This is a genomic window from Methylocaldum marinum (assembly GCF_003584645.1).
Lineage (GTDB): Bacteria > Pseudomonadota > Gammaproteobacteria > Methylococcales > Methylococcaceae > Methylocaldum > Methylocaldum marinum.
The window spans coordinates 4,109,186-4,130,941 of the sequence record NZ_AP017928.1 but is presented as its reverse complement, the minus strand read 5'-3'; the positions used below and the strand labels follow the sequence as shown (position 1 = coordinate 4,130,941).

General features: G+C 61.8%; 19 protein-coding genes. 15 read left to right on the top strand and 4 right to left on the bottom strand.

Features of this window, described 5'->3' with window-relative positions:
* Positions 1–163: 163 nt before the first annotated feature.
* On the bottom strand, positions 164–1,129 hold the full coding sequence (locus tag sS8_RS18435) for a radical SAM protein (RefSeq protein WP_197716571.1): 966 nt from the start codon (positions 1,127–1,129) through the stop codon (positions 164–166).
* Positions 1,130–1,580: 451 nt separating this feature from the next.
* Here sS8_RS18435 and sS8_RS18425 point away from each other — a divergent pair, with 451 nt between their 5' ends.
* The 6 genes from sS8_RS18425 (at position 1,581) to sS8_RS18400 (ending at position 6,089) form a co-directional block, all read left to right on the top strand.
* Positions 1,581–1,841: a hypothetical protein gene (locus sS8_RS18425; protein WP_145986601.1), complete on the top strand. Its 261-nt coding sequence runs from the start codon at positions 1,581–1,583 to the stop codon at positions 1,839–1,841.
* 45 nt (positions 1,842–1,886) lie between these two features.
* Positions 1,887–2,564, top strand: a complete 678-nt coding sequence (locus sS8_RS18420) for an FMN-binding negative transcriptional regulator (protein WP_119631043.1) — start codon at positions 1,887–1,889, stop codon at positions 2,562–2,564.
* Between the two features lie 47 nt (positions 2,565–2,611).
* On the top strand, positions 2,612–2,800 hold the full coding sequence (locus tag sS8_RS18415; RefSeq protein ID WP_119631042.1) for a protein-tyrosine phosphatase family protein: 189 nt from the start codon (positions 2,612–2,614) through the stop codon (positions 2,798–2,800).
* Between the two features lie 331 nt (positions 2,801–3,131).
* Positions 3,132–4,016 carry an SGNH/GDSL hydrolase family protein gene (locus tag sS8_RS18410; RefSeq protein WP_119631041.1) on the top strand — a complete coding sequence of 295 codons (885 nt, stop codon included), beginning with the start codon at positions 3,132–3,134 and terminating at the stop codon, positions 4,014–4,016.
* 6 nt (positions 4,017–4,022) lie between these two features.
* The gene (locus sS8_RS18405) at positions 4,023–4,637 is read left to right on the top strand and encodes a hypothetical protein (RefSeq protein ID WP_119631040.1); all 615 of its coding nucleotides are present in this window, start codon (positions 4,023–4,025) and stop codon (positions 4,635–4,637) included.
* Positions 4,638–4,646: 9 nt separating this feature from the next.
* A complete protein-coding gene (locus sS8_RS18400; protein ID WP_119631039.1) occupies positions 4,647–6,089 on the top strand; it encodes a DsbA family protein in 1,443 nt (480 codons plus the stop codon).
* Positions 6,090–6,534: 445 nt separating this feature from the next.
* Here the strand turns inward: sS8_RS18400 and sS8_RS18395 are convergent, their stop codons facing one another.
* The 3 genes from sS8_RS18395 to sS8_RS18385 all read right to left on the bottom strand — a co-directional run bounded on the left by sS8_RS18395 (position 6,535) and on the right by sS8_RS18385 (position 11,604).
* Positions 6,535–7,374, bottom strand: a complete 840-nt coding sequence (locus tag sS8_RS18395; RefSeq protein ID WP_119631038.1) for an SWIM zinc finger family protein — start codon at positions 7,372–7,374, stop codon at positions 6,535–6,537.
* Positions 7,375–7,377: 3 nt separating this feature from the next.
* The gene (locus sS8_RS18390; protein WP_119631037.1) at positions 7,378–10,458 is read right to left on the bottom strand and encodes a DEAD/DEAH box helicase; all 3,081 of its coding nucleotides are present in this window, start codon (positions 10,456–10,458) and stop codon (positions 7,378–7,380) included.
* A 408-nt stretch (positions 10,459–10,866) separates the two neighbouring features.
* Positions 10,867–11,604: a tetratricopeptide repeat protein gene (locus tag sS8_RS18385; RefSeq protein ID WP_119631036.1), complete on the bottom strand. Its 738-nt coding sequence runs from the start codon at positions 11,602–11,604 to the stop codon at positions 10,867–10,869.
* Between the two features lie 257 nt (positions 11,605–11,861).
* On the opposite strand from sS8_RS18385, the gene sS8_RS18380 reads away from it, so the two are divergent.
* The 9 genes from sS8_RS18380 to sS8_RS18340 all read left to right on the top strand — a co-directional run bounded on the left by sS8_RS18380 (position 11,862) and on the right by sS8_RS18340 (position 21,755).
* Complete coding sequence (locus sS8_RS18380; protein WP_145986600.1) at positions 11,862–13,205, top strand: DUF2254 domain-containing protein; 1,344 nt, start codon at positions 11,862–11,864, stop codon at positions 13,203–13,205.
* A gap of 54 nt (positions 13,206–13,259) precedes the next feature.
* Positions 13,260–13,787 carry a gluconokinase gene (locus sS8_RS18375; RefSeq protein ID WP_197716570.1) on the top strand — a complete coding sequence of 176 codons (528 nt, stop codon included), beginning with the start codon at positions 13,260–13,262 and terminating at the stop codon, positions 13,785–13,787.
* An 87-nt stretch (positions 13,788–13,874) separates the two neighbouring features.
* Complete coding sequence (locus sS8_RS18370; RefSeq protein WP_119631034.1) at positions 13,875–14,210, top strand: hypothetical protein; 336 nt, start codon at positions 13,875–13,877, stop codon at positions 14,208–14,210.
* Positions 14,211–14,299: 89 nt separating this feature from the next.
* Positions 14,300–15,448: a radical SAM family heme chaperone HemW gene (hemW, locus tag sS8_RS18365; protein ID WP_119632881.1), complete on the top strand. Its 1,149-nt coding sequence runs from the start codon at positions 14,300–14,302 to the stop codon at positions 15,446–15,448.
* A gap of 14 nt (positions 15,449–15,462) precedes the next feature.
* On the top strand, positions 15,463–16,413 hold the full coding sequence (locus sS8_RS18360) for a DUF58 domain-containing protein (protein ID WP_119631033.1): 951 nt from the start codon (positions 15,463–15,465) through the stop codon (positions 16,411–16,413).
* Between the two features lie 2 nt (positions 16,414–16,415).
* Complete coding sequence (locus sS8_RS18355) at positions 16,416–16,931, top strand: DUF4381 domain-containing protein (RefSeq protein WP_119631032.1); 516 nt, start codon at positions 16,416–16,418, stop codon at positions 16,929–16,931.
* Positions 16,932–17,046: 115 nt separating this feature from the next.
* Positions 17,047–18,027: a vWA domain-containing protein gene (locus sS8_RS18350; RefSeq protein ID WP_119631031.1), complete on the top strand. Its 981-nt coding sequence runs from the start codon at positions 17,047–17,049 to the stop codon at positions 18,025–18,027.
* Positions 18,028–18,102: 75 nt separating this feature from the next.
* Entirely contained in the window at positions 18,103–19,944 is a 1,842-nt protein-coding gene (locus sS8_RS18345; RefSeq protein WP_119631030.1) for a VWA domain-containing protein, read from the top strand.
* Positions 19,941–21,755: a BatD family protein gene (locus sS8_RS18340; protein WP_170161155.1), complete on the top strand. Its 1,815-nt coding sequence runs from the start codon at positions 19,941–19,943 to the stop codon at positions 21,753–21,755. Before sS8_RS18345 ends, sS8_RS18340 begins: the two co-directional genes overlap by 4 nt.
* The last annotated feature ends 1 nt before the right edge of the window (position 21,756 follow it).

Here is a 21,756-nt window from a genome sequence, read left to right as displayed (position 1 = left end):
CCGGCATTCGGGGGCGATGGCTTCCGGCTGTTGCCCCGAATGCATGGCCGGACTAGGTGCAGAATTCGGCGTACGCCGGCCCGCTACTGCGCTCGGGGAACGCCGTGCGGACTTTGAGTAGCAAGCCCCACTGCTTATTTTGAATGGGCGTCAGTCTTTTGGCTCAAAGTAGACGGCCTCTCCGCGAAATTCGATCCTGCCGGGCCAAACCGAAACGCCTGGCGATGTCCAGCGCTTCCCTGTACTCCGCCGCAGTAATCGGACGCGCCAATTCCGGACGCTCTTCGGCCCGGTAGCACGGATAATACTGGCCCATCAGATTGAGATAGGTTTCGGTGGAAATCTCCCGGGTGATGAATTCCAGAACATTTTCCGTGCCGGCCAGGCCGGCCGGAAGGACGAGATGGCGAACCAGCAAGCCGTGATAGGCCAAACCATTGTCATCCAGCCGCAAGTCGCCGACCTGGCGGTACATTTCCTTGACCGCCGCCCGACTGAACTCCCAATAATTCCGCACATGCGAATACCGATGGGCGGTAACGGAATCGCCGTATTTCATGTCCGGCATGTAGACGTCGATGACCCCGTCCAGCAGAGCGAGAGCTTCGGGACTGTCATAGCCACCGCTGTTGTAGACCAGCGGTAGCTTCAGCCCCTGCCGGGCAGCGATCAACGTCGCTGCCAGAATTTGCGCCACCACATGGCTAGGAGTGACGAAATTGATGTTGTGGCAGCCTCGGGCCTGCAAGTCCAGCATCATCGCCGCCAATTGTTCCGGTTCAACCTCGCGACCCTCGCCTTTTTGGCTGATTTCCCAGTTTTGGCAGAATTCACAGCGCATGTTGCACCAACTGAAGAAAATCGTCCCCGAGCCGTTACAGCCGCGCAGCACATCCTCTTCGCCGCGATGCGGACCATAGCTATACACAACGGCACGGTCCCCGGTCCTGCAAACCACGCCTTGAGTGGTCCGCAGCCGATCGACCCGGCAATAGCGCGCGCAGAGATCGCAGGATTGCAGGTGCTGCCGGGCGATACGGACCCGCTGTTCCAATTCCCCGTTCTCAAGCAGGCCGAGATAGGCGGCTCGAAAGCGTTCCGAAACGTTCTTCATCGGCTTCATAGGCATGGGACTCAAACAGGTCTTCAGAATTTTCCGATCCGGCAGGTCCCCGCTCAGCGCGTCTTTGCCGACATCAGGCGGTTTCGAGTCACCCGCAGGGAATAAGTCTGCCGGCCCGGTGACGGGCATTTTTCAATCCAACCCCAAAAACGGATACATTCGAAGTTGCTCCCGCGTCCACAGCGCTCGTTGGCGACAATTCATCAGCGCTTACTGCTCAAGGCCGCTTTACGCCTGAAAAGTTCCCCCGGTAGCGCGGCAGTTCCAAGATTTCGGCGTTTTCATCTACGCTTTAGCGACGGCTGGACTGTTTGCCGATGCCCTGTATCTCGATGCAGGGGAACTTGGGGTATGACGCCACTTTTTTGAGGACACCGGTTTCGATCCTCTGATTCAACGTCTCAAAAGCAGGAAGATTCTGGCTTGCCGATCGCGGGACGTTACCGACATACCGATCGTGAAAGCGGCACATCCGATGGCCGCACCCGAGAAACTCGACCTAATCATCAGTGATCTCCAGCGCCGCGGCGCTTCAAAGCCGCGCACTGCGAAAACACTCGCGAGCACGATCAACTCCCTATTTCAGAAGCAATTGTCCGAACAAGAGTTGACGTCCCTGCTACAAGAGCTGCAGAAGCAGGGTGTGGTCACGGTCAATGACACCCGGGTTTCCTATGTGCTTCCCGCTTCGAACGGTTCATCGCCGCGGACGGTGTAAAATCCCGCAACGCCCGTTTCCGGCCGCAAATTGACGAGGAAGGCTATGTACGTTCCGCCGCATTTCGAAGAAACCCGACTTGAAGTCCTGCACCGGCTGATCCGCGCTCATCCGCTGGCCACGCTGGCTACCTTGTCGTCCGGCGGGATCGATGCCAATCACATCCCTCCGCATCTCTCCGAAGAGCCGGGCCGATTCGGCGCGCTGCGCGGTCATGTTGCACGCTCGAATCCGATGTGGCGGAACCTGGTTGCGGATGTGGAGGCATTGGCGATATTCCAGGGTCCCGACAGTTACGTCACACCGTCCTGGTACGCCACGAAACGCGAGCACGGCAAGGTGGTTCCGACCTGGAATTATGCGGTCGTACACGCCTATGGTTCGCTTCGCGTCGTTGATGACCCGGTTTGGCTGCGAAACCAGCTCGAAGCACTTACCGAGCGGCAGGAAAGCTCGTTCAGCGCGCCGTGGTCGGTCTCGGACGCTCCCGGCGACTTCACCGCGCGTCTGATGGAAGCCATTGTCGGCATCGAGATCATAATCACCAGACTCGTGGGCAAATGGAAGCTATGCCAGAATCAGCCCGCGCATAATTGTGCGGGCGTGGTCCTTGGACTCAAGCAACAAGGGACTCATGGCGCCCTGGAAATGGCGGGTCTCATCGAGGAATATTCAGACGGGGATAGCCAATCCACGAATCCGCAAAAAGGCGAACAAGGCTAACTCACCGCGCGCCCCAGTGGAGCGATTTCCAGCAGTTCCTCGAACTGATGGACCGGTCGAAAGGCAAAAAGGCGTTTGCCCACTGCTCCGCCAATTACCGGGTCTCCTGCTTCATGGCGCTGTACGGCCAGGCTCGGCTCGACTGGTCGCCCGAGCAGGGCCGGGCACATATCGGGCGCGTGTGGGAGCCAAATGAAACCTGGACGAGATTCCTCGAGGACTCTCGCCGGCAGTAGACTCCTGGTTCAGCGATCAGGGTGGTCTACGCAAGGCCCAGCGTCTCGTTGGCAAGCTCGTCGCCGTAATCGGACAAGAAACCGAATCGCGCGGAGGTCGAACTATGCGCCTTTTGCTTCCATTCGGGTTACTGCGCAAAATTGTTCATCGGCCTTCTTCCAAATCGCTTTCGATAAGGCATTCCTTTTTTGTAGGGTGGAGGATGGGTATTTGAGCCTTATCGAAACAGCAGAAAAGAATGGAAGCAATAAGCTCGGACCGGGCCAGCACTCATGAACTTTCTTGGCGGTTCATGAGTCACTTAGGAATCGCTGCGCAAAGGGAATCGCAATGAGAACGCATCGTCTGTCCGCAACAGGAACCCTATTGACGGCGTTCCTCGTAGTACGCTCCGCACTCGCCCTGGAGCCGGGCCAAAGCGAACCGAAACGGCTCTTTTCGACGGGCGATTCCATGACGCGGGGATTTAATGCGAATACGCCACTGGACAATCCGCACCTGAGCTGGGTGAACGGCTATCACGGCTTTTGGGAGGACCTTTTCGGCTTGCCCGACGTCGAATCGCACAACCAGCGTATCGACGCCAACTTCGGCGATAGCCATCGCAGTAATCAAACGGCGGCCGAAAACGGTGCCGAGATGGGCGATTTAACGTCCCAGGCTTCTGGTGCGGCCGGCAAGAACGTGACTTACGCCACCGTGCTGCTGGGTTCGAACGATGCCTGTCGGGACTCCGTCGCCGATTTGCCGACCGATGGGCAGTTCAGGGAGCGCTTCGAGGGCGGCCTGGATACCTTGCTGACGAACCTGGCTGCGGGCGCTACCGTGCAGGTGGTGGCCATCCCCAACATCATCGAGGTGTATAACCAGGGTCGGGTCAAGCAGGCGCTGGGCTTGGTCGATTGCCCGGACGTTTGGGCGAGATCCGGCAACTGCGGCTCGGTGCTCTCGCCGCAGGCAACCGACGCGGATCGGGCCTTCGTGTTATCCCGCATCGTTGCGTATAACCGGATCCTCCGCGAGGTTACCGAGAATAAGGCCGCGCAGAACCAGGACAAGTTCATCACCTTTACCGACGCGAGCTTCACCTATCGTTTTACGCAGAGCGAGCTCTCCAACCTCGACTGCTTTCATAGTTCCTGGGAAGGGCAGAAGGCCCTTTCGAGAGAGACTTGGAATAGCGGTCCGTTCAAGCAACACCAGGAGCTCGACTAAATCCTCATGAGCCGGATCGCCGCCTTCTTATCGGGTGCAGGGATCGCGGCGGCGGCGCTTCTGTTCGGCCGTTCGCCGCAGGTATCGGTCGACGACGAGACCGAACTTTGGCGGGCACGCGCGCAGAAGGCGGAACGGGAGCTTGCGATGTTGCGGGCGAGGCCGGCGCCGGCCTCGCCCCGTCAGGATAAAACCCCGGCCGCTCCGGGCCAAGAGCCATCCGGTCCGGCCTCCTCGCCAAGAACTCCTATGCCGCCGCCCCCTCCCGATACAGAGTTCGATCCCATGCGCCAAGCGCAATGGGATACCCTGGTCAGCAGCGCGCTCGAACGCGAGGTGGAACAGCGTTTGGGCCAAAGGCTCAGCCCCGAGCGAATGACACGCTTGCTCGATGGCCTGCGGCGGCTGCGCGAGGCATCCGTGGGGCTGCGGCCGGAATTTCTCGATCCCGGCGATCCGGATTCACTGCGTGACCACCTGGCGCGCACACTGGTCCTGGTGGAATCGGATCGTCTTTTGCGCGAAGAACTCGGCATCGGTTTCTCGGATTTTCTGAGGGGACTCGACGGCGATCCCATCGAGGAAGTGCATCCGGCGAAGCCCGGCGAACCGGTTCGATAATACCGTGCAATGTGGATCGTTCTTCTGATGTTCTTGGCGATGAGTCCGGCCGCTTTCGCCGACCAGGCGGCGCTAAGAATCAGCGGCGAGAGCGTTTCCTTATCCGAGATCGATGCGCTTTCGCGCCCGAAGATCGACCGATTGCACAAGGCTCTGGCCGATCAGGCAGGCCGAACGCTGGACCGCCTGATCGATCGCCGCCTTCGGGCCTCCTCGCCCGAAACGAAGCCGTCTTCGCCCGAGCCGGCCACCAACGAAGCAGTACGCGCCTTTCGATCCTCACGGGCGGAAGATTTCGAGGGCCCCTTCGCACCTGTCGAGACCCGGCGGAACCCGTCCGCGGAGGACCCCGCGATTCGCCACTATCTGGAGCAGAAAGCGCGGGCGACTGCGGAAGCCGAAGCCCGCCGCGATCTCGGGAAAGGCCATGCCGTCAAAATCCTGCTTCCGGAAAGCGGGGAGCTCGAACAGCCGCTACCTCCGCAACGAACCGTGGCTTGGGTGGACGATGTCCCGATCCCGGCCGACGCGCTCGAGCAAGCCGCGGCGCTTCACTTTTATCGGCTGCGAAAGGAAATTCATCTCGAACGCCGGCGCAATGCGGAGACGCTCATCGAGCATCGTCTGCTCGGCCGGGAGGCGCGGCGACGCGGCGTCGCTGCTGAAGTTCTACTGAAACAAATTACGGGGGACACGACGGTCGGCGATGAGGAATTGCATGCCTTCATCGAGGCGGAACGCGCGGCCGGCCGGCCGGTATCGGACCCCGAACGCGCCCGCCAATACCTGTCTTTCCGCAAAGCTCACGCCCGCCGCACGACATTTGTCGAAAGCCTGCGCGCCTCTGCCCGCATCGAAATCCTGTTCGAGGAACCCCCTCCGCCCCGTCTGCCCATGACCGAGGCGAATGCTCCCGCATTGGGTGGAGCGGGCGAATTGCGTATCGTCGTCTACACCAATTACCGCTGCGCGCCTTGCCGGCAGACCCACCGCGAAATCGACCGGCTGCTGGCCACCGATGGAAACGTGCGCGTGATCTTCCGCGACTTCATCCCGGTGTACGATCCGGTAGCCGGCGAAGCGGCCCGCGTGTCCCGCTGCGCCGACCGGCTGGGCGCCTTTCAGCGTATGCGCAGCGAGCTTCTGACACGGAATCCCCCGGCCTTCGGCGAGGTCTGGTACGAAGGCCATGCCTTGTCCTCGCTCGCCGCCAGGCTGGGGATCGATCGGGCCGATTTCTTCCAGTGTCTTTCCTCGAGGGAGATCGGCGAGGCAATCGCAAGGGACACGGCCGAGGCGCTCGAACTCGGCTTCGAGGAGGCGCCGTCCTTTGTGGCTCAGGGCATCCCCCTGTCGGGCTTCCGGACCGCCGAAAGCCTGACCGAAATCCTGCGCCGGAGAACGCCGCGGGCTCGGCCGCAACCGGTTGAGGGCAAAGCGGGACCCCGTTAAGGAAGCTCTGATTAAGTCTCCACTTCGGAGAAGCAACCTGTGCAACGGATTGATCTAACAGGCCCTCACCCAACCCAGTCACTCCGCACATTCCCTGTGCGGAGCCGCAAGCGGCGCTCACGCGTGCACCCGTTCGCCGGGAGCGAACGGGAACGTGCGAAGCACGGCCCGAAGGGCGAGCCTCAGGGATGAGGCGAGTCAATCGGCCTCGCCACGCGACGCTGTCCCGCTTCGCTCGCGCGTCCGGGGCAGCCCATCTTTGGCCTGCCCACTCGTCGCGTTGCGTCTCGCCCTGCCGATTTGTTCCAGAGGGAGAGGGCTTATTCAGCGCTTCCTTAAGCCTGAGGGACCCGCGTGCGGCCGTTTCGGTTCGGGACAAGAACTGCTCACGGATATCCTTAGCGCTGGAACATCTTCATCCCCGAGCCACTCGCCAGCACCGCGTTCACATCCAATCTTTGGCTTTCTTCCGGACCTGCTCGTAAAAGGCGTCCATCACCTCGACGAAAGACACGTCCTTCGGCCAGAACGGCGGGAAATCTCCGCCCTTTTTGACCAGAATGCCCGAGACCGGGGCGGGCTCCGGCGGTTCTACGCCGGACGGCAGCTTTTTCGCGCCGCGCCAGTAATCCCTGGGAACGACGGTATCCGGCACGGTAACGGGCAGGGGGCGGCTGAAATAGGATTCGGCCGAAAACAATTCGCCCCCGTTCTCGGTCAAGGCCGAGGCCAGGGCCGCCCCCAAGGGCGTTTTCTGGAGCCGACGGGCCAGTTCGTCGCGGGGAAGGCCTCTCAGTTCGAACAGCAGGAACGGATCGTGATCCAGCCGCGAGGCGAGCAGGTAATACAGCGCGGCAATGTGCTTGCAGGGGTTTTCGGAATCGGGACACGAACAATGGGTTCCGATGTCCTTGCGCTTCCGCGGCAGGAGATCGATCTCTAAGGCCTCGAACGGCTTTTCGATCTCGTCCGGCATTTCGTTGAGCAGCAGCCGGGCCAGAAATCCCGCGCGACTCCCGATTAGCCCGATCGCGTTATCCCAAGCGGACTCGGGCAGGGGCAAAAACTCGATGTGGAGTTCGTAGATCGGCTCCTCGTAAAACCCGAGATAAGGACTCATCCGTCCCCGTACCCGTGCCAGGACTCGGTTCCGCTCGACCCGCCATCCCAGAATGCGGTGGGTGCTGAGATACTGGCGTCCGCGCAGCAGCCGCTTCGGGTCGGTAAAGGTCTCCATCGCTTCGATGAAGCGCTGGCCCCACCAGGTTTTGCCGATTTTGCTCATGGGCTACTCCATCACCGCCTGCCGATTGAGAGCGATGAGCTCCTTGAACGCCTCGTTATCCAGGCGCGTCAGCCAGGATTCGTCGTTCCCGACGATCAGCGAAGCGACCTGCTTCTTGTCTTCGATCATGCGGTCGATGCGTTCCTCCAGGGTCCCGATGGTGATGAACTTGTGGACGAATACGTTCTTGCGCTGCCCGATACGAAAGGCGCGGTCGGTGGCCTGATCCTCGACCGCGGGGTTCCACCAGCGGTCGAAGTGGAACACGTGGTTCGCCTTGGTGAGCGTGATGCCCACCCCACCCGCCTTCAGAGACAGTATGAACACGCCGGGCTCGGTATCCGGGTCCTGAAACTCGAGAATCATGCGTTCGCGCTTCGCCGGCGGCGTTCCGCCGTGCAGGTAAAACACCGGGCAGCCCAGGACTTCGCGCAAATATTTGTAGAGACTCTCTCCGACTTCGGCGAACTGGGTAAACACCAGGGCGCTTTCGGTTTCGGCGATCACATCGGTCAGCATGTCGTGCAACCGGTCGAGCTTCGGCGAACGCTCGGGCGTGAAGTCGCTGCCGTCGCGCAGGAATTGGGCAGGGTGGTTGCACACCTGCTTGAGCCGCATCAATGCGGACAGCATCAAGCCCTGCCGTCCGATGCCCTCAGCCATCGCCAGGTGCTGCTCCACGTCCCGCACCACCGCTTCGTACAGCGAGGCCTGCTCTTTGCAAAGATGGCAGAATTGCTTGTTTTCGACCTTGTCGGGCAAGTCCTTGATGATGTTGGGATCGGTCTTGACCCGGCGCAGGACAAACGGCTCGATCAACTGTTTGAGGGTCTCGGTCTGCGCCGGATCGTTGTCGCGCTGAATGGGAAGCTCGTAGCGCTGGCGAAACTGCGTCTGCTTGCCCAGGTAGCCCGGATTCAGAAAATTGAAGATGGACCAGAGGTCGAGCAGCCGATTCTCCACCGGGGTTCCGGTCAGGGCCAGGCGATGGTCGGCATTGAGCCGCAAAACCGCCTTGGTCTGGGCGGACAGAGGGTTCTTGATATTCTGGGCCTCGTCGAGCACCACGCGCGCCCATCGAATCTGGGAAAACAGTTTCTCGTCCCTGCGCACCAGCGCATAGGACGTGATAACCGCATCGTGCTCCAGGCAAATGTCCCGAAACCCCGGAATCTCGCGAAAGCGTCCCCCGCCGTGGTGAACGATGGCCCGCAGGCTGGGTGCGAACCGTTCGATCTCTTTCTTCCAGTTGCCGATCACCGATGTCGGCACGACCAGCAAGGTTGGGGCACGCGGATTCGTCTCGACCCGCTCCTGGACCAGACGCGCGATGACCTGCACGGTTTTTCCGAGACCCATGTCGTCCGCCAGGCATCCGTTCAGCCCCAGACTTTCCAGGTAGCGCAGCCAGGCGAGCCCGCGCCGCTGATAATCCCGAAGCCGCGCCATCAGGCCCGGCGGATCGTCCACCGGCTGCAGCCGGCTGTGGTCGCGGAGCTTCTCCAGCATCTCCAGCAGCGTCCCCCGGGGATCGATTTCGAAAAGATCCGAATCCTCCGCCGTCTTCCGCATCAGTTCCGGCAGGCTCATGCCGGCGTCCTCGCTCCGGTGCTTGCGCCAGAATTCCAGCATGGCGCGCATCTTTTCTCGGTCCAACGTGAGCCACTGGCCGCGATAGCGAACCAACGGCGTCTTGCTTTCGACGAGGCGTTCCCACTCCGCCTCGTCGATAGTCTCGGCTCCCAGCGCCAGCTCGTAACGGTATGAGATCAGGTTATGCAGGCCCATATCGCGCCGGGTACCGGCGTCCGACGGCGTGCGACGGCTGGCGTAAAGGCGGATTCTGGCACGGCGGCGGCCTTGCGGGGTCCACCAGGTGGGCACCATGACGGTAAACCCGGCATCTTCCAACACCCAAGCATCCTCCTGGAGAAACAGGAAAGCCTCCTCCAGGCTCAGATCGACCCCGGTGGGACGCTCTTCGTCCAAGCCTTCCCACAGTTTCGGATAGATGCGAGCCGCCTGGCCCAGCCCGAGCAGCAGATTCTTCTCAAAGTCCGCACCGACCGGCTCGGCGAAAGACTGTTTCCCTTCGGCGCTCAATCCCCAATATTCGGCCAGGGGCAAGCGCAAGTCGGGGCTGCGGCGCGGCGAAAGCAGAATTTCCAGGCGCCAGGCTTCGTCTTCGGCGGAAGCTTCCTGCAGGCGAAACACCAGCTCGAGATCCGTTTCCTCACGGCGCCCCAGCAGATTGCGACGCCACCCGAGCCATTGCCGGTAAAGCTCGACGCCCTCGTCGGTCTTCCAGGGATGTCCGGCCGGCGCGCCGTTGCGGCAGGCGTTCAGCAGCGTCCCCTCGATTTTACGGCCCAGTTTGGTGGCGGACGCCGCCTGGACCACGGTGCGGTGTACCAGGACATCGGCGCAATGCTTGAGCAGGCTGGTGCTTTCGTAGACGCGGCCGCCGGCCGATGCGCAAACCGGCGGCATCCGCTCGACCGCCTCCCGAATCAGGCGTTCGTAACCGTCGGAAACGATTTCCCAGCCCGCGTAGATTTCATAGCCTTCCTGCGGCATCGCTCGATAGAACAACGCCGGTATGTAGCGGTCCTTGACGATGACCGACTTCAGCGACTGCGCGAAATAATGCCAAAACAGCAGATCGACGCCCGCCCTGGTCTGCGAAGTGCGGTACGCCGACAGGAAACGCAGTTCGCCGAGTTGCTTGAAAGGGTGGGCGAGGCGATAGCCGTCCACTTCCCACGCCCTCAAAGTCGCCTGCACCGGCTCGTCGTCCGCCCCGCTCTCCAATTCCGGGCCGGGCAGAGGCCGGCCGTCGACGGCCGGCAAAAGAACCGTTTGCGGCGCAAAATGAAACCGGCGTTCGTAGGGGGAAATTTCCAGCCCCAGTTCGCCTTCGAGAAAAGCCACCAGCTCCGCTTTGGTGAGATGCCGAGGATGACGGTTCGCGGTGTCCGAGAAGTCGGCAGGTTCGCCGCCATGCTCGATCCACAGCCAAAAGTCGCCCGCCTGGACGAACTCGTCGGTACACTCGGGAATCCATGTGCAGTGCAGGACTTTCATGTCGCGTCTTTCGCAAGCCGAAATCGGCTATTGTACCCGGCAGGAGGGATTTGCGCCGATTCGTTGATTATTTGTTATTGTAGCGGCCAACCCGCTTAAGCCCAGCCTAACAATAAACCATCAAGCACGATCGAGCGCAACGCTTGTCCAGTGTGCCGGCGGGCCGTGGCGGGGTGCCGGTTTCGGTCCCTGTCATCATCGAGAAACGCAAACGGGCGACTATCGAAGCGGAGGGGTTCGCCATACGGTCCAAGTCGAAAAAGAGGCGGCAAAGACAATGTAGGATGCGGTGAGGTACGAACCGCATCCCACCGACAACCTCCCGGCGGCAAACAGCCGGGAAACCGCTGACGCGAAACCGCATGGATCAAACAAGCCTACCCTTCAGGCTGTTTACCGCCGGTTCATTTAGGCCACTTCTCTCTTCGCAATCTCCACCCATTCCCTGTTCAAGCGGTAACTATGGCTGGACGCGGCTCTAGCGTCCTTGACGATGTCTTCGAACAGTGCCCGTGCTTCCGCCGTTTTCCCCATGCGTTTCAAGAGCAGTGCATGGCGGCATTTGGCCTCGGCGCCCGCGGAATATTTGGCCAGCGCCCGATATTCCTCCAAGGCCCGATCGAGTTCGCCCAGCGCTTCGAGCGCGCGCGCGTAGAGCAGGTGCGCGTCCTGGTGTTCGAATTCGGGATTGGCCGTCGTCAGCGTTTCGAGAGTGTCCCGGGCGCGCCCGAACTGTTTCGCTTCAACCAGCGCCTTGGCGAGACCGAACAGAAGATCGGGATCGGTGCGGTACATCCCGGTGAGCGAGCTCTCGTACAGTGCGATGGCATCGTCGAGCATGCCTTGCTTAAGATATTCCTGCGCCAGTGCGCTGCGGTTGCCTACGGTGTCCGATAGCTCCAGTGCTTCACGCCGTTTTCTCAGCTCTTTCTGGGGATCGAGCGTTCTCAACAGAGCCTTGGAACCGCGCCGGGCGGTCCGGCTCTGGATGATTTCGGGCAGCAGCACCATCACCGAATAGAGTATGCAGCCGAGCAGCGGCAGAAAAATGATCAAAAATACCCAGAGCAGCGATTGGCCGTGACGAATGGCGTGAACGGCGAATCCGATCTGGATCAGCAACATGAGGATTCCAGCAAATTCCATCAGATATCTCGTTTATTGTTTTTCAGCAAAAAAGCGGGGCTCGGCTATCGAGCCCCACTCGATGGACAGGAAATAGAACGCTTGGTTCGCGCAACCGCAAATGGCTTTGTTCGTCGATCATCGATTCAGACCTGATCCATTTTCGGCGACAAGAACCCAATGGTCCGATCCTACCATGTACGCGGTGTATCCATGAGCCCGGTAAAATCGCCGATCCATTCAGGAATGGTTGTCGCTCACGCGTGGTCCAACTCCATATGAAACTCCACCTGGTCCAACTCTGGGAAACCCTCCGTTCAAGCTACTGGTTCGTCCCTGCTCTGATGTCGGTGACGGCCGCGGTCCTGGCGATCTTGCTGTTTCTGGTCGATCAGGAAGCGCGCGAACGATACCTGCCCTTTCTCTCCGACCTCTACGTCATGGACGCACCGGGGGCGCAGGCGATTTTGTCCACGCTGGCGTCCTCCGCAATCACGGTGGCAGGGGTGGTGTTTTCCATCGCCATGCTGGTGCTTTCCAACGCATCGTCCCAATTCGGCCCGCGCCTTCTGCCGAACTTCATGCGGCAAGGGGGTACCCAGATCGTTTTCGGCGGCTTCATCGCGACTTTCATCTACGCCATCCTGGTGTTGACTCGTGTCCGTTCGACCGATGACGGGGCGGACATTCCCCATCTTTCGGTCAGCGTCGCGCTGATTCTCGGGGTGCTCAGTTTCGGTCTGCTGATTTATTTCATCCATCGGGTCGCCACTTTCATACAGGCGCCGAATATCGTCGAAAACGTAGGCACACGCCTGATCGAGACTTTCGGCAGCCTTTTCCCGGAAGCGGCCGACCCGAGCGGGCGGGATAGACCCAAGGAAGGGGAGCTTCAACTGCCGGCCGATTTCGCGGAACGCGCTCTCGGCATTCCGGCGCCCGGCAACGGTTATCTGGACGCGATCGAGCTGGAGCGGGTCAGGAATATTGCCGAGCGAAACCAGCTGCTCGTGCATCTGCTCAAGCGGCCGGGCCAGTTCATCATCGAGGGCCACGTGCTGGCCCTGGCTTCGCCGCGCGAAGCGGTTACCGAAAAAATCGCCGCGGAGATCGGGAAATGCTTTCTGCTGGGACCACAGCGCACCCTGATCCAAGACGCCGAGTTCGCCGTGGATCAGTTGGTTGAAGTGGCGGTCCGCGCACTTTCGCCCGGCATCAACGACCCCTTCACCGCAGTCAATTGCATCGACTGGCTGGGCGCCGCGCTGTCTTTTCTCGCCACGAGGACGCTGACGTCGCCGCTGTGCCGCGGTACCGACGGGCGAATCTGCGTCGTTACCGCGCCTTACACCTACGAGGGCATTCTCGATGCGGCGTTCAATCAACTGCGCCAGAACGCCAGGAATAACGAGGCCGTGGCCATTCGCCTCCTGGACATGATCGCCGTCCTGACGGAGGCCGAACTACCGGAACCTTATCGTGACGCTCTGATCCGACACGCCCGCTTGATTTACAGAAACACGCTGGGCAATCTACCGGACGCCAGCGACCGCGCCGATCTGGAGGAACGCTACGGAAAAGTACTGCACACGCTTCCGGAAACCGACTCACGCAAGGACTGAGGCCGGGACGAAATCATTCAGCGCCGGTTTCGTTGCGCTTCGTCAGGCCGCATCGTGAATCCCCCGGTCATCGTCATTGTGCTCATCGGCGTCTCGGGCTCCGGCAAATCCACCATCGGCCGGCGGCTCGCCGAATCTCTCGGCTGGCCGTTCTTCGACGGGGACGATTTCCATCCCGAACGGAATATCGCGAAAATGGCGCGGCATCAGCCTTTGACCGATGCCGACCGGGAGCCGTGGATCGAACGAGTCGCCGAGCTGATCGAAAGGTCCATAGAAGAAAAGCGCTGCGCCGTCGTCGCCTGTTCGGCGCTGCGGCACATCTATCGAGAGCGCCTTGCGCGCGGACATCGCGAAGTGTTTTTCGTATACCTGAAAGGCTCCTTCGAGCTCATTCGCGACCGCCTCGCGCAGCGGAATGGACATTTCATGCCTCCGGATCTTCTTCCCAGTCAGTTCGCGACGCTCGAGGAACCCTGCGATGCCATCACGATCGATATCGGCGAACCGCCCGAATCCGTCGTCCGGGGAATCCTCAGCCGTCTCCGGGAGCGGCTGCCAAACCATCCGGGAAATAAGTAATTTCAACTTGATTCACGACTTGCCGTTAAATCCAGGCCTCCCTACAATCGACACCTTGTCCATCATCTGATTATTAAGGAGAAGATCATGTTGATGTTGTCCGTTGCGGTTTTTACATTGGTGGCACTCATGGGGGCGGGCATGGGAATCGATGCCTTCAAGGGACGAGGCAGCTCCCGCTTGTACGCCCTCATCCATGGCGGCCTGGCGCTGCTGGGATCGGCTCTGGTGATCATGGCCGCCCTGGAGGGTGACACACGTCTCTACGTCATAATCGGCCTGGCACTCATCATCATCGCCGCCGGACTGTACATCTCGTTCCAAAGGGCCAAGGGCATTCAGCCCAGAGCCTTGATTCTCGTTCACGGCGGAACCGCCCTCGCTTGCTACGGGCTGCTGGCCTATTACGCACTCGCAGCCTGATTTCGGGTGGTCGGCACCGCGGCTTTCGGGGTGCCGACACGGCTTCTCGCCCATCAAACCCTGCCATCTCGGGTACAATGTCCCGGATCATGGTTTCGACACTCCCGCTCGGCCTTTACATCCACATGCCCTGGTGCGTGCGGAAATGCCCTTATTGCGACTTCAACTCGCACGCTGCAGACGGCGCCCTGCCGGAGCGTGAATACGTGAACGCGCTGCTCCTCGACCTCGAACAACAGACACCCTTGGTCGCGGGACGCACGGTGGAAACGATCTTCATCGGCGGCGGCACGCCCAGCCTTTTCAGCCCGGACGCGATTCGCGATCTCTTGGAAGGCATCCGGTCGAGGCTGACCGTGGCGGCGGCGGCAGAAATCACCATGGAGGCCAATCCGGGCACCGCGGAGATCGGAAAATTCGAGGGTTTTCGCGAGGCCGGCATCAACCGGCTGTCGATCGGCATTCAGAGCTTTCATGACGCTCATCTTAAAAAACTCGGCCGCATTCATGATCGCCGCGAAGCGGGGCTCGCCGCCGGGATAGCCCGCGAAGCGGGGTTCGAGAACTTCAACCTGGATCTGATGTTCGGCCTGCCGGACCAAACGGTCGACGAAGCGCTGGCGGACATTCGAACCGCGATCGGCCTCAACCCCACCCATATCTCGTTCTATCAGCTCACCCTGGAACCCAATACCGTGTTCCATAAATTCCCTCCGCGGCTTCCCGAGGACGATCGCATCTGGGCCATGCAGCAAAGCTGCCAGGCGCTGCTGGCGGATCACGGCTACCGCCAGTACGAAGTGTCCGCCTATGCCCGTGAAGGCTACCGCTGCCGGCACAATCTCAATTATTGGCGGTTCGGCGATTATCTGGGCATAGGCGCGGGCGCTCACGGCAAGATTACGAACGCGGCCGAACCCGCCGTAACGCGTACCTGGAAGATCAAACACCCGCAGCACTACCTGGAATTCGCCGGCCGGCCGGACCGGCAGGGCGGACGTGCCGTGGTCCCGCGGGAAGACTTGCCCTTCGAGTTCCTGATGAATCATCTTCGTCTCCGCGAGGGCTTCGCCGAAGCCGCTTTCGGCGAAAACACCGGCCTGCCCTTGGCCGCGCTCGAGCCGGCACTGTCCGAGTGCGTTGCCGCGGACTGGCTGGAACGGCGCGACGGCATCATTCGCTGTACCGACACCGGCTGGAATTTTTTGGATAATGTGTTGCAGCGTTTTTTGAACTGAACCTTCACCTCAATATGGCCACTCCATCGCCTCCGAGCTTTCCGGCTACGACGTCGACCGGCCACTCCCTGGTCCGTCCGACGCTCGAGGATCTGATCCGACTCAGCCAGCCGGCGGCGGGACTGACGCTCGCCCGGCCGACTGCCCGCGCCCTGCAGAGCGGACAATATCTCTCGACGTTCAAGGGGCGCGGCATGGAGTTCGACGAAACCCGGCCCTACACCCATGGCGACGACGTGCGCAACCTCGACTGGCGCGTCACGGCCCGCACCGGCAAGCCGCATACCAAGCTTTTCCGGGAAGAACGGGAAAGGCCGGTATTCCTGACCGTGGACTACCGCTCGGCGATGTTCTTCGCAACCCGGGGCATGTTCAAATCGGCCATGGCCGCCCGGCTCGCCGCCCTCATCGCCTGGAGCGCCCGCCGCCACGGCGACCGCATCGGCGGGCAGATTTTTTCCGAAACCGAAAGCGTCGAGCTCAAACCGGAGCACGGCCACCGCGCGGTATTGAGGCTCCTCAAATTGCTGGTCGACCAGGCGTCCCCCCGGAACCCGATCGCGCCGGAAGCCGCCTTGCAGGACGCCCTGGTTCGCCTGCCGCGCCATGCCCGTCCCGGCAGCCTGGTGTTCCTATTCAGCGACTTCCGTCATTTGACGCCCGCCGGCGAAGCCGGCTTGGGCCGCCTGTCCCGACACTGCGACCTGGTGCTGGTGTTCATTTCCGACCCCTTGGAGGAACGCCTGCCCCTGGGGCCACACCGGTTCAGCGACGGGCGCCGTGACGTTTTGCTGAACGCCGATGGGCGAACCGTCGACATCTACGAGCGCGCCTTCCGGGAGCGCGAGGAACGCTTGGCCGACCTGGCCCGGCGCCACGGCATACGCCTCGTTTACTGCCGCACCACCGACGAGCCCTTTCTGGTCCTGCAGCAAGGCAGCCGTCGCTCGCTTTACCATTTTTAGCCATGGAACCCTTGCCCTTACGCGATATTCATCTTCCGGACCCGATCGGCTGGTGGCCGCCCGCAATTGGGTGGTGGATCGTGTCGGCCACGGTTGTCTTGCTGATCGCCGCGGTGGCAGGGCTGGTTCGCCGGCGGCGCCGGGTCACCGTGGCGAAGCTCGCTTTGCGGGAACTGGATGCGCTGCAAATGGACTCTTCCACGGGCATGACCGAAAAGTTGAGAAGACTGTCGGTCCTGCTGCGCCGTGCCGGCATAAGCGCCTTCCCTCGCCAGGAGGTGGCCGGACTGACCGGCGAAGCCTGGCTGGAATGGCTCGACCGGCCGCTCGGCGAACCCCGCTTTTCCCGGGGTGTCGGCCGAGCTCTGCTGGATGCGCCATACCGGCCGGTGGGCGATGCGGATATGGACAGCCTGATAACGCTTTGCCGGGAATGGCTGAAGGCCCTGCCGACCGACGTCGCACCGCCTCGAAAAGTCTCCGCCCCCGGTCGGGCAGCCACGGAGCCGCGATCCTAGAACCGGCAAATGGCCGCTGAATGGAGTATAAAAGCCTTATGGATTCCGACCGTCCTGTCTTCCACCGATGCCGGTTTCACCTTTCGGGTGAAGCCGCTAACCGCCGTTTTTTGGAATGATCGAATTCGTCTGGATCTGGGTCTTTCTGGTTTTACCCTTGCCCTGGCTGATCCGCCGCGCCTTGCCCGCGGCAGCGGACGCCGGCGGCGCGGCGCTGCGTACGCCGTTTCTCGAGGAACTGGACGGACTCCCCTCGAATCAGGGCGTCAAGCAGGGCAAACCGCATGCCTTGTGGATTGCCGTCGCCGGCTGGGTTTTGCTGGTCGGCGCCGCGGCACGTCCGCAGTGGCTCGGCGATCCCATCGAACAGGCCGTGAGCGGCCGAGACCTGATGCTGGCGGTCGATCTTTCCGGCAGCATGGAAATCGAGGATTTTTTCCTGCACGGACGATCCGTGGATCGCCTGACCGCAACGCAATGGGTGGCCGGGCAGTTCATCGAACGGCGCGTGGGCGACCGTATCGGCCTGATCCTGTTCGGCGAACGGGCCTACCTGCAGGCGCCGTTGACCTTCGATCGCACCACGGTGCACATACTGCTGGACGAGGCCGTCATCGGGCTCGCCGGCGACAAGACCGCCATCGGCGACGCCATTGGACTCGCCGCCAAGCGTCTCAGGGACAACCCCGCGGACCAGCGGGTGTTGATCCTGCTCAGCGACGGAGCCAATACCGCCGGCGCGGTTTCGCCCCTGCAGGCGGCCGAGGTCGCGGCGCGGGAAAAGCTGAAAATCTACACGATCGGCGTCGGGGCGGATCAGATGGTGGTCAACGATCTTTTCGGCACCCGGCGGGTAAACCCATCCCAGGATCTCGACGAAGAAACCATGAATGCGATCGCCGAAAAAACCGGCGGCCGCTATTTCCGGGCGCGGGATACCAACGAACTCGAACACATTTACCAGCTCCTGGACGAACTGGAGCCGGTGGAGCGGGCAAGACATTTTTACCGGCCGCGGACCGAGCTCTATCCCTGGCCCCTGGCCGCCGCGCTGCTGCTGGCGGGCCTTTTGGCCGTAACCAAACTGCGGGAATGAAATGCCGTGTCAAAACCTGCTGCTGGCGACGATATTTTCGCCGTCTGAAGCGATGAATCGCGACAACGATTGCCCATGACCGATTTCCATTTCTTGAGACCCTGGTGGCTTCTCGCCATCCTTCCGCTGGCGGCACTGCTTTGGAGGCTCTACCGGCGCCGCCGCAGAAGCGGGGGCTGGAAGCACATCTGCGACGAAGCACTGCTGCCTTATGTGCTTATCGGCCGGGAAGGCCGAGCCGGATTTTACCCGCTGCTCATCGCCGCCCTGGGCGGCCTCGCGGCCATTCTCGCCCTGGCCGGGCCGGTTTGGGAACGACTGCCCGCGCCGGCTTTCCGCAATATCGCCGCCGTCGTCATCGTACTCGATCTTTCTTCGTCCATGGACGCCGCCGACCTCAAGCCGAGCCGCCTGGAGCGCGCCCGCTACAAGATCGCCGACCTTCTAAGAGCGCGCAAGGACGGCCAGACCGCTCTGGTGGTCTATGCCGGCGATGCGTTTACCGTGACGCCGCTGACCGACGATGCGGCCACCATCTCGGCGCAGCTTTTCGCCCTCGACACCCGCTTGATGCCGGTCCGGGGGGAGCGCATCGACCTGGCACTGGAATCCGCCGCCAGGCTGTTGAGCCAGGCCGGCTTGCGATCCGGCGACATCCTGCTGATCTCTGCCGGGGAGCGGGCGGCCGCGGCGGAGGAGATTGCACACCGGCTGAAATCGGACGGCTACCGCATCTCGGTGCTGGGCGCCGGAACCGAAGAGGGCGCGCCCGTGCCGCTTCCGGAAGGCGGGTTCCTGAAGGATCACACCGGCAACATCGTGGTTCCGCGGCTCGATAGCGCGGCATTACGGAAGCTGACCCGGGCCGGGGGCGGCATCTATTGGAATCTCACGACCGACGCTTCCGATCTCGACGCCCTCATGGGTTTTTTCGAACAGCATGCGGCAACCGATACTCAAAACGAAAAGAGCCTGCGTGTGGATCAGTGGGAAGAACATGGCGTCTGGCTGCTGCTGGCACTCCTGCCGCTCGCGGCCTTGTCGTTCCGGCGGGGATGGATCGCCGTCTGGCTTTTGGTCTTGACCGTCCCGGTTCCGCATGACGCCCAGGCACTGGACTGGAAAGGCCTGTGGCGGACCCCCGACCAGCAAGCTCGACAAGCTTTTCAAGCCGAGAAATACGAAGCCGCGGCCGGCAAGTTCGAGAACCCGGAATGGAAAGCGGCAGCCCGGTACAAGGCAGGACAGTACGAGGAGGCGGCCAAGCTCCTGGAAAAACCGACTTCCGCGGACGGCCATTATAATCGCGGCAATGCCCTTGCTCGGCAGGGCCGCTACCAGGAAGCCATCAAGGCTTACCGGAGTGCTCTGGAGCTCGATCCGGAAAACGCGGATGCCCGCTATAACAAGGAACTCGTCGAAAAGGCCCTGGAACAACAGCAACAGCAGCAACAGAAAGAGAAACAAAACCATCCCGAAGATTCGGATTCGGACTCCGATTCCAAATCCGCGCAATCGCCTCAGGAACAATCGGACGACCGGGACCGGCAAGCCAAAGGCGGCGATTCCCACGAGCAAGATGCCGGGGAAAACGGCGCCCGGTCCAAGGACGACGGGTCAGACGGCAAAAGCGAGCGCCCCGAAGGCGCATCCGGACGGGAAAGCCAGGCACAGCAACAGCCCGATGCCGAACCGGATCGTGCTCCGGACCATGCGGCGGACCGCGCAGAGGACGGAGAGTCGGGCGAGGACAGGGCCGCCGCAGCAGCGGAAACCGGAAGCACCGACGAATCCCGGCAAGCCGAGGAGCAATGGTTGCGGCGTATCCCCGACGATCCGGGCGGCCTTCTGAAACGCAAGTTCTATTATCAGCACATGCAACGACAACGGACTCAAGGCACGGAACCCAGACCATGAGCGACCTCTCTTTTGCCCATTCCGGTTCTCTCCGGCGGTATCCCGCCGCCCCGAGTTTCCGCCCCGACGGCCATCGGCTGCTGTCGGTTTTCCTCGGGTTACTCCGTCTATGGCCCCTAATCTTCCTGTTCCCCGCGGGGATGGTTTCGGCGGCGGACATCAGCGTGACCGCCGACCGCGATCCGGTGCCGCTGAACGAATCCTTCACGCTGATCTTTTCCAGCGAAAAAGCGCCCGACGACGATCCGGACTTCACGCCCCTCGAAAAGGACTTCCATGTTCTGGGCCAATCGCAAAGCAGCCAAATTTCCCTCATCAACGGACGTTTCAGCAAACGTACCGAGTGGCAGGTGACGGTCATGTCGAAACGGGTAGGCACGCTGACGGTTCCACCCATCGCGTTCGGGGCCGATCGATCCCAAGCCTTCACTGTCCGGATCGGCGGATCGCCGCCTTCGACCGTGGGTGGCAACGGCGAAGATATTTTCCTCGAAGTCGAGGCCGAGCCGAAAAATCCTTTTGTGCAGGCGCAGGTGATTTACACGATTCGCGTGTTGAGCCGCATCCACTTCAGCAACGCCAATCTCAGCGAGCCCTCGGCCGACCAGGCTCTGATTCAGAAGCTCGGCGACGATAGGCGCTACAATACCCGTCGCAACGGCATTCAATACACGGCGGTCGAACGGAAATACGCCGTCTTCCCGCAGAAGAGCGGAACTCTTCTCTTGGACCCCGTGACCATCGAGGCGCGAAGCGCGGTCGGCGGACGCTCGATCTTCAATCAGTTCTTCAGCCATTCGTCGCGCGTCTTGCGCGCGCATTCGGATTCGCTGACTCTGGACGTCCGGCCGATTCCGGCGGTATTTGCCGGCAGGCACTGGCTGCCGGCCGAACGCCTGGAAATCCAAGACTCCTGGTCACAGAATCCCCCTCGACCTGCGGCGGGCGAGCCGATCACCCGCACCATCACCGTACGGGCCGACGGGGCGACCGTGGGCTTGCTGCCCGAATTGGAGCCCCAGGTGTCGAAGGGATTGCCTGCCGACATCAAACGCTATCCCGATCAGCCGCTGCTGAACGAGGAAAAACTGACAACCGGCCTTGCCAGCGTCCGCCAGGAGAAAATTGCATTGATTCCCGCCCGCTCCGGGACCTATCCGATGCCGGCGATCGAAATCCCCTGGTGGAACACCAAGACGGAGCGCATGGAGATCGCACGACTTTCCGAACGAACCCTGACCGTACTACCCGGAGCTCAAGCACCGGAACCGGCTGCGCCCCCCGCGCCTGCCTTGCCGGCCACCGGTGCCGGAACGCCGGCTGCGCCGGTACAACGGCCATCTTCGCCCTTGGGCGAGCTGCCGGCAGTCGGCGGATTATGGTTTTGGCTGAGCCTGCTGTTCGGCCTGGGCTGGCTGGCAACCGCCGGGGCGTGGTGGCTCGGCCGAAAGCGCGGACAACCTCCGGCCGCGCGGCCGCTGGACGATTCGCGCTCGGAACGCGCCGCCGTGGAGGCTTTGAAAACGGCCTGCCGGACCAACGACCCCGCGGCGGCGCGCCAGGCTCTCTTGGACTGGGCAGAGCGGCGCTGGCCTTCGGCCTGCCCGATGGGCCTGGATGACCTGGAGCGCCGCTGCTCCGGGGAATTGGCTCGTGAAGTCGGGCGGCTCAACCGCACACTTTACCGGGATCCGGAATCGGTTTGGGAAGGGCAGGCCCTGTGGGCCGCTTTCCGGTCTGTCCCGGCGGCCGTTTCCAGGACCGGCGAGCGGCCGGTAGCCGGAGACCTGGAGCCTTTATACAAGCTTTGAG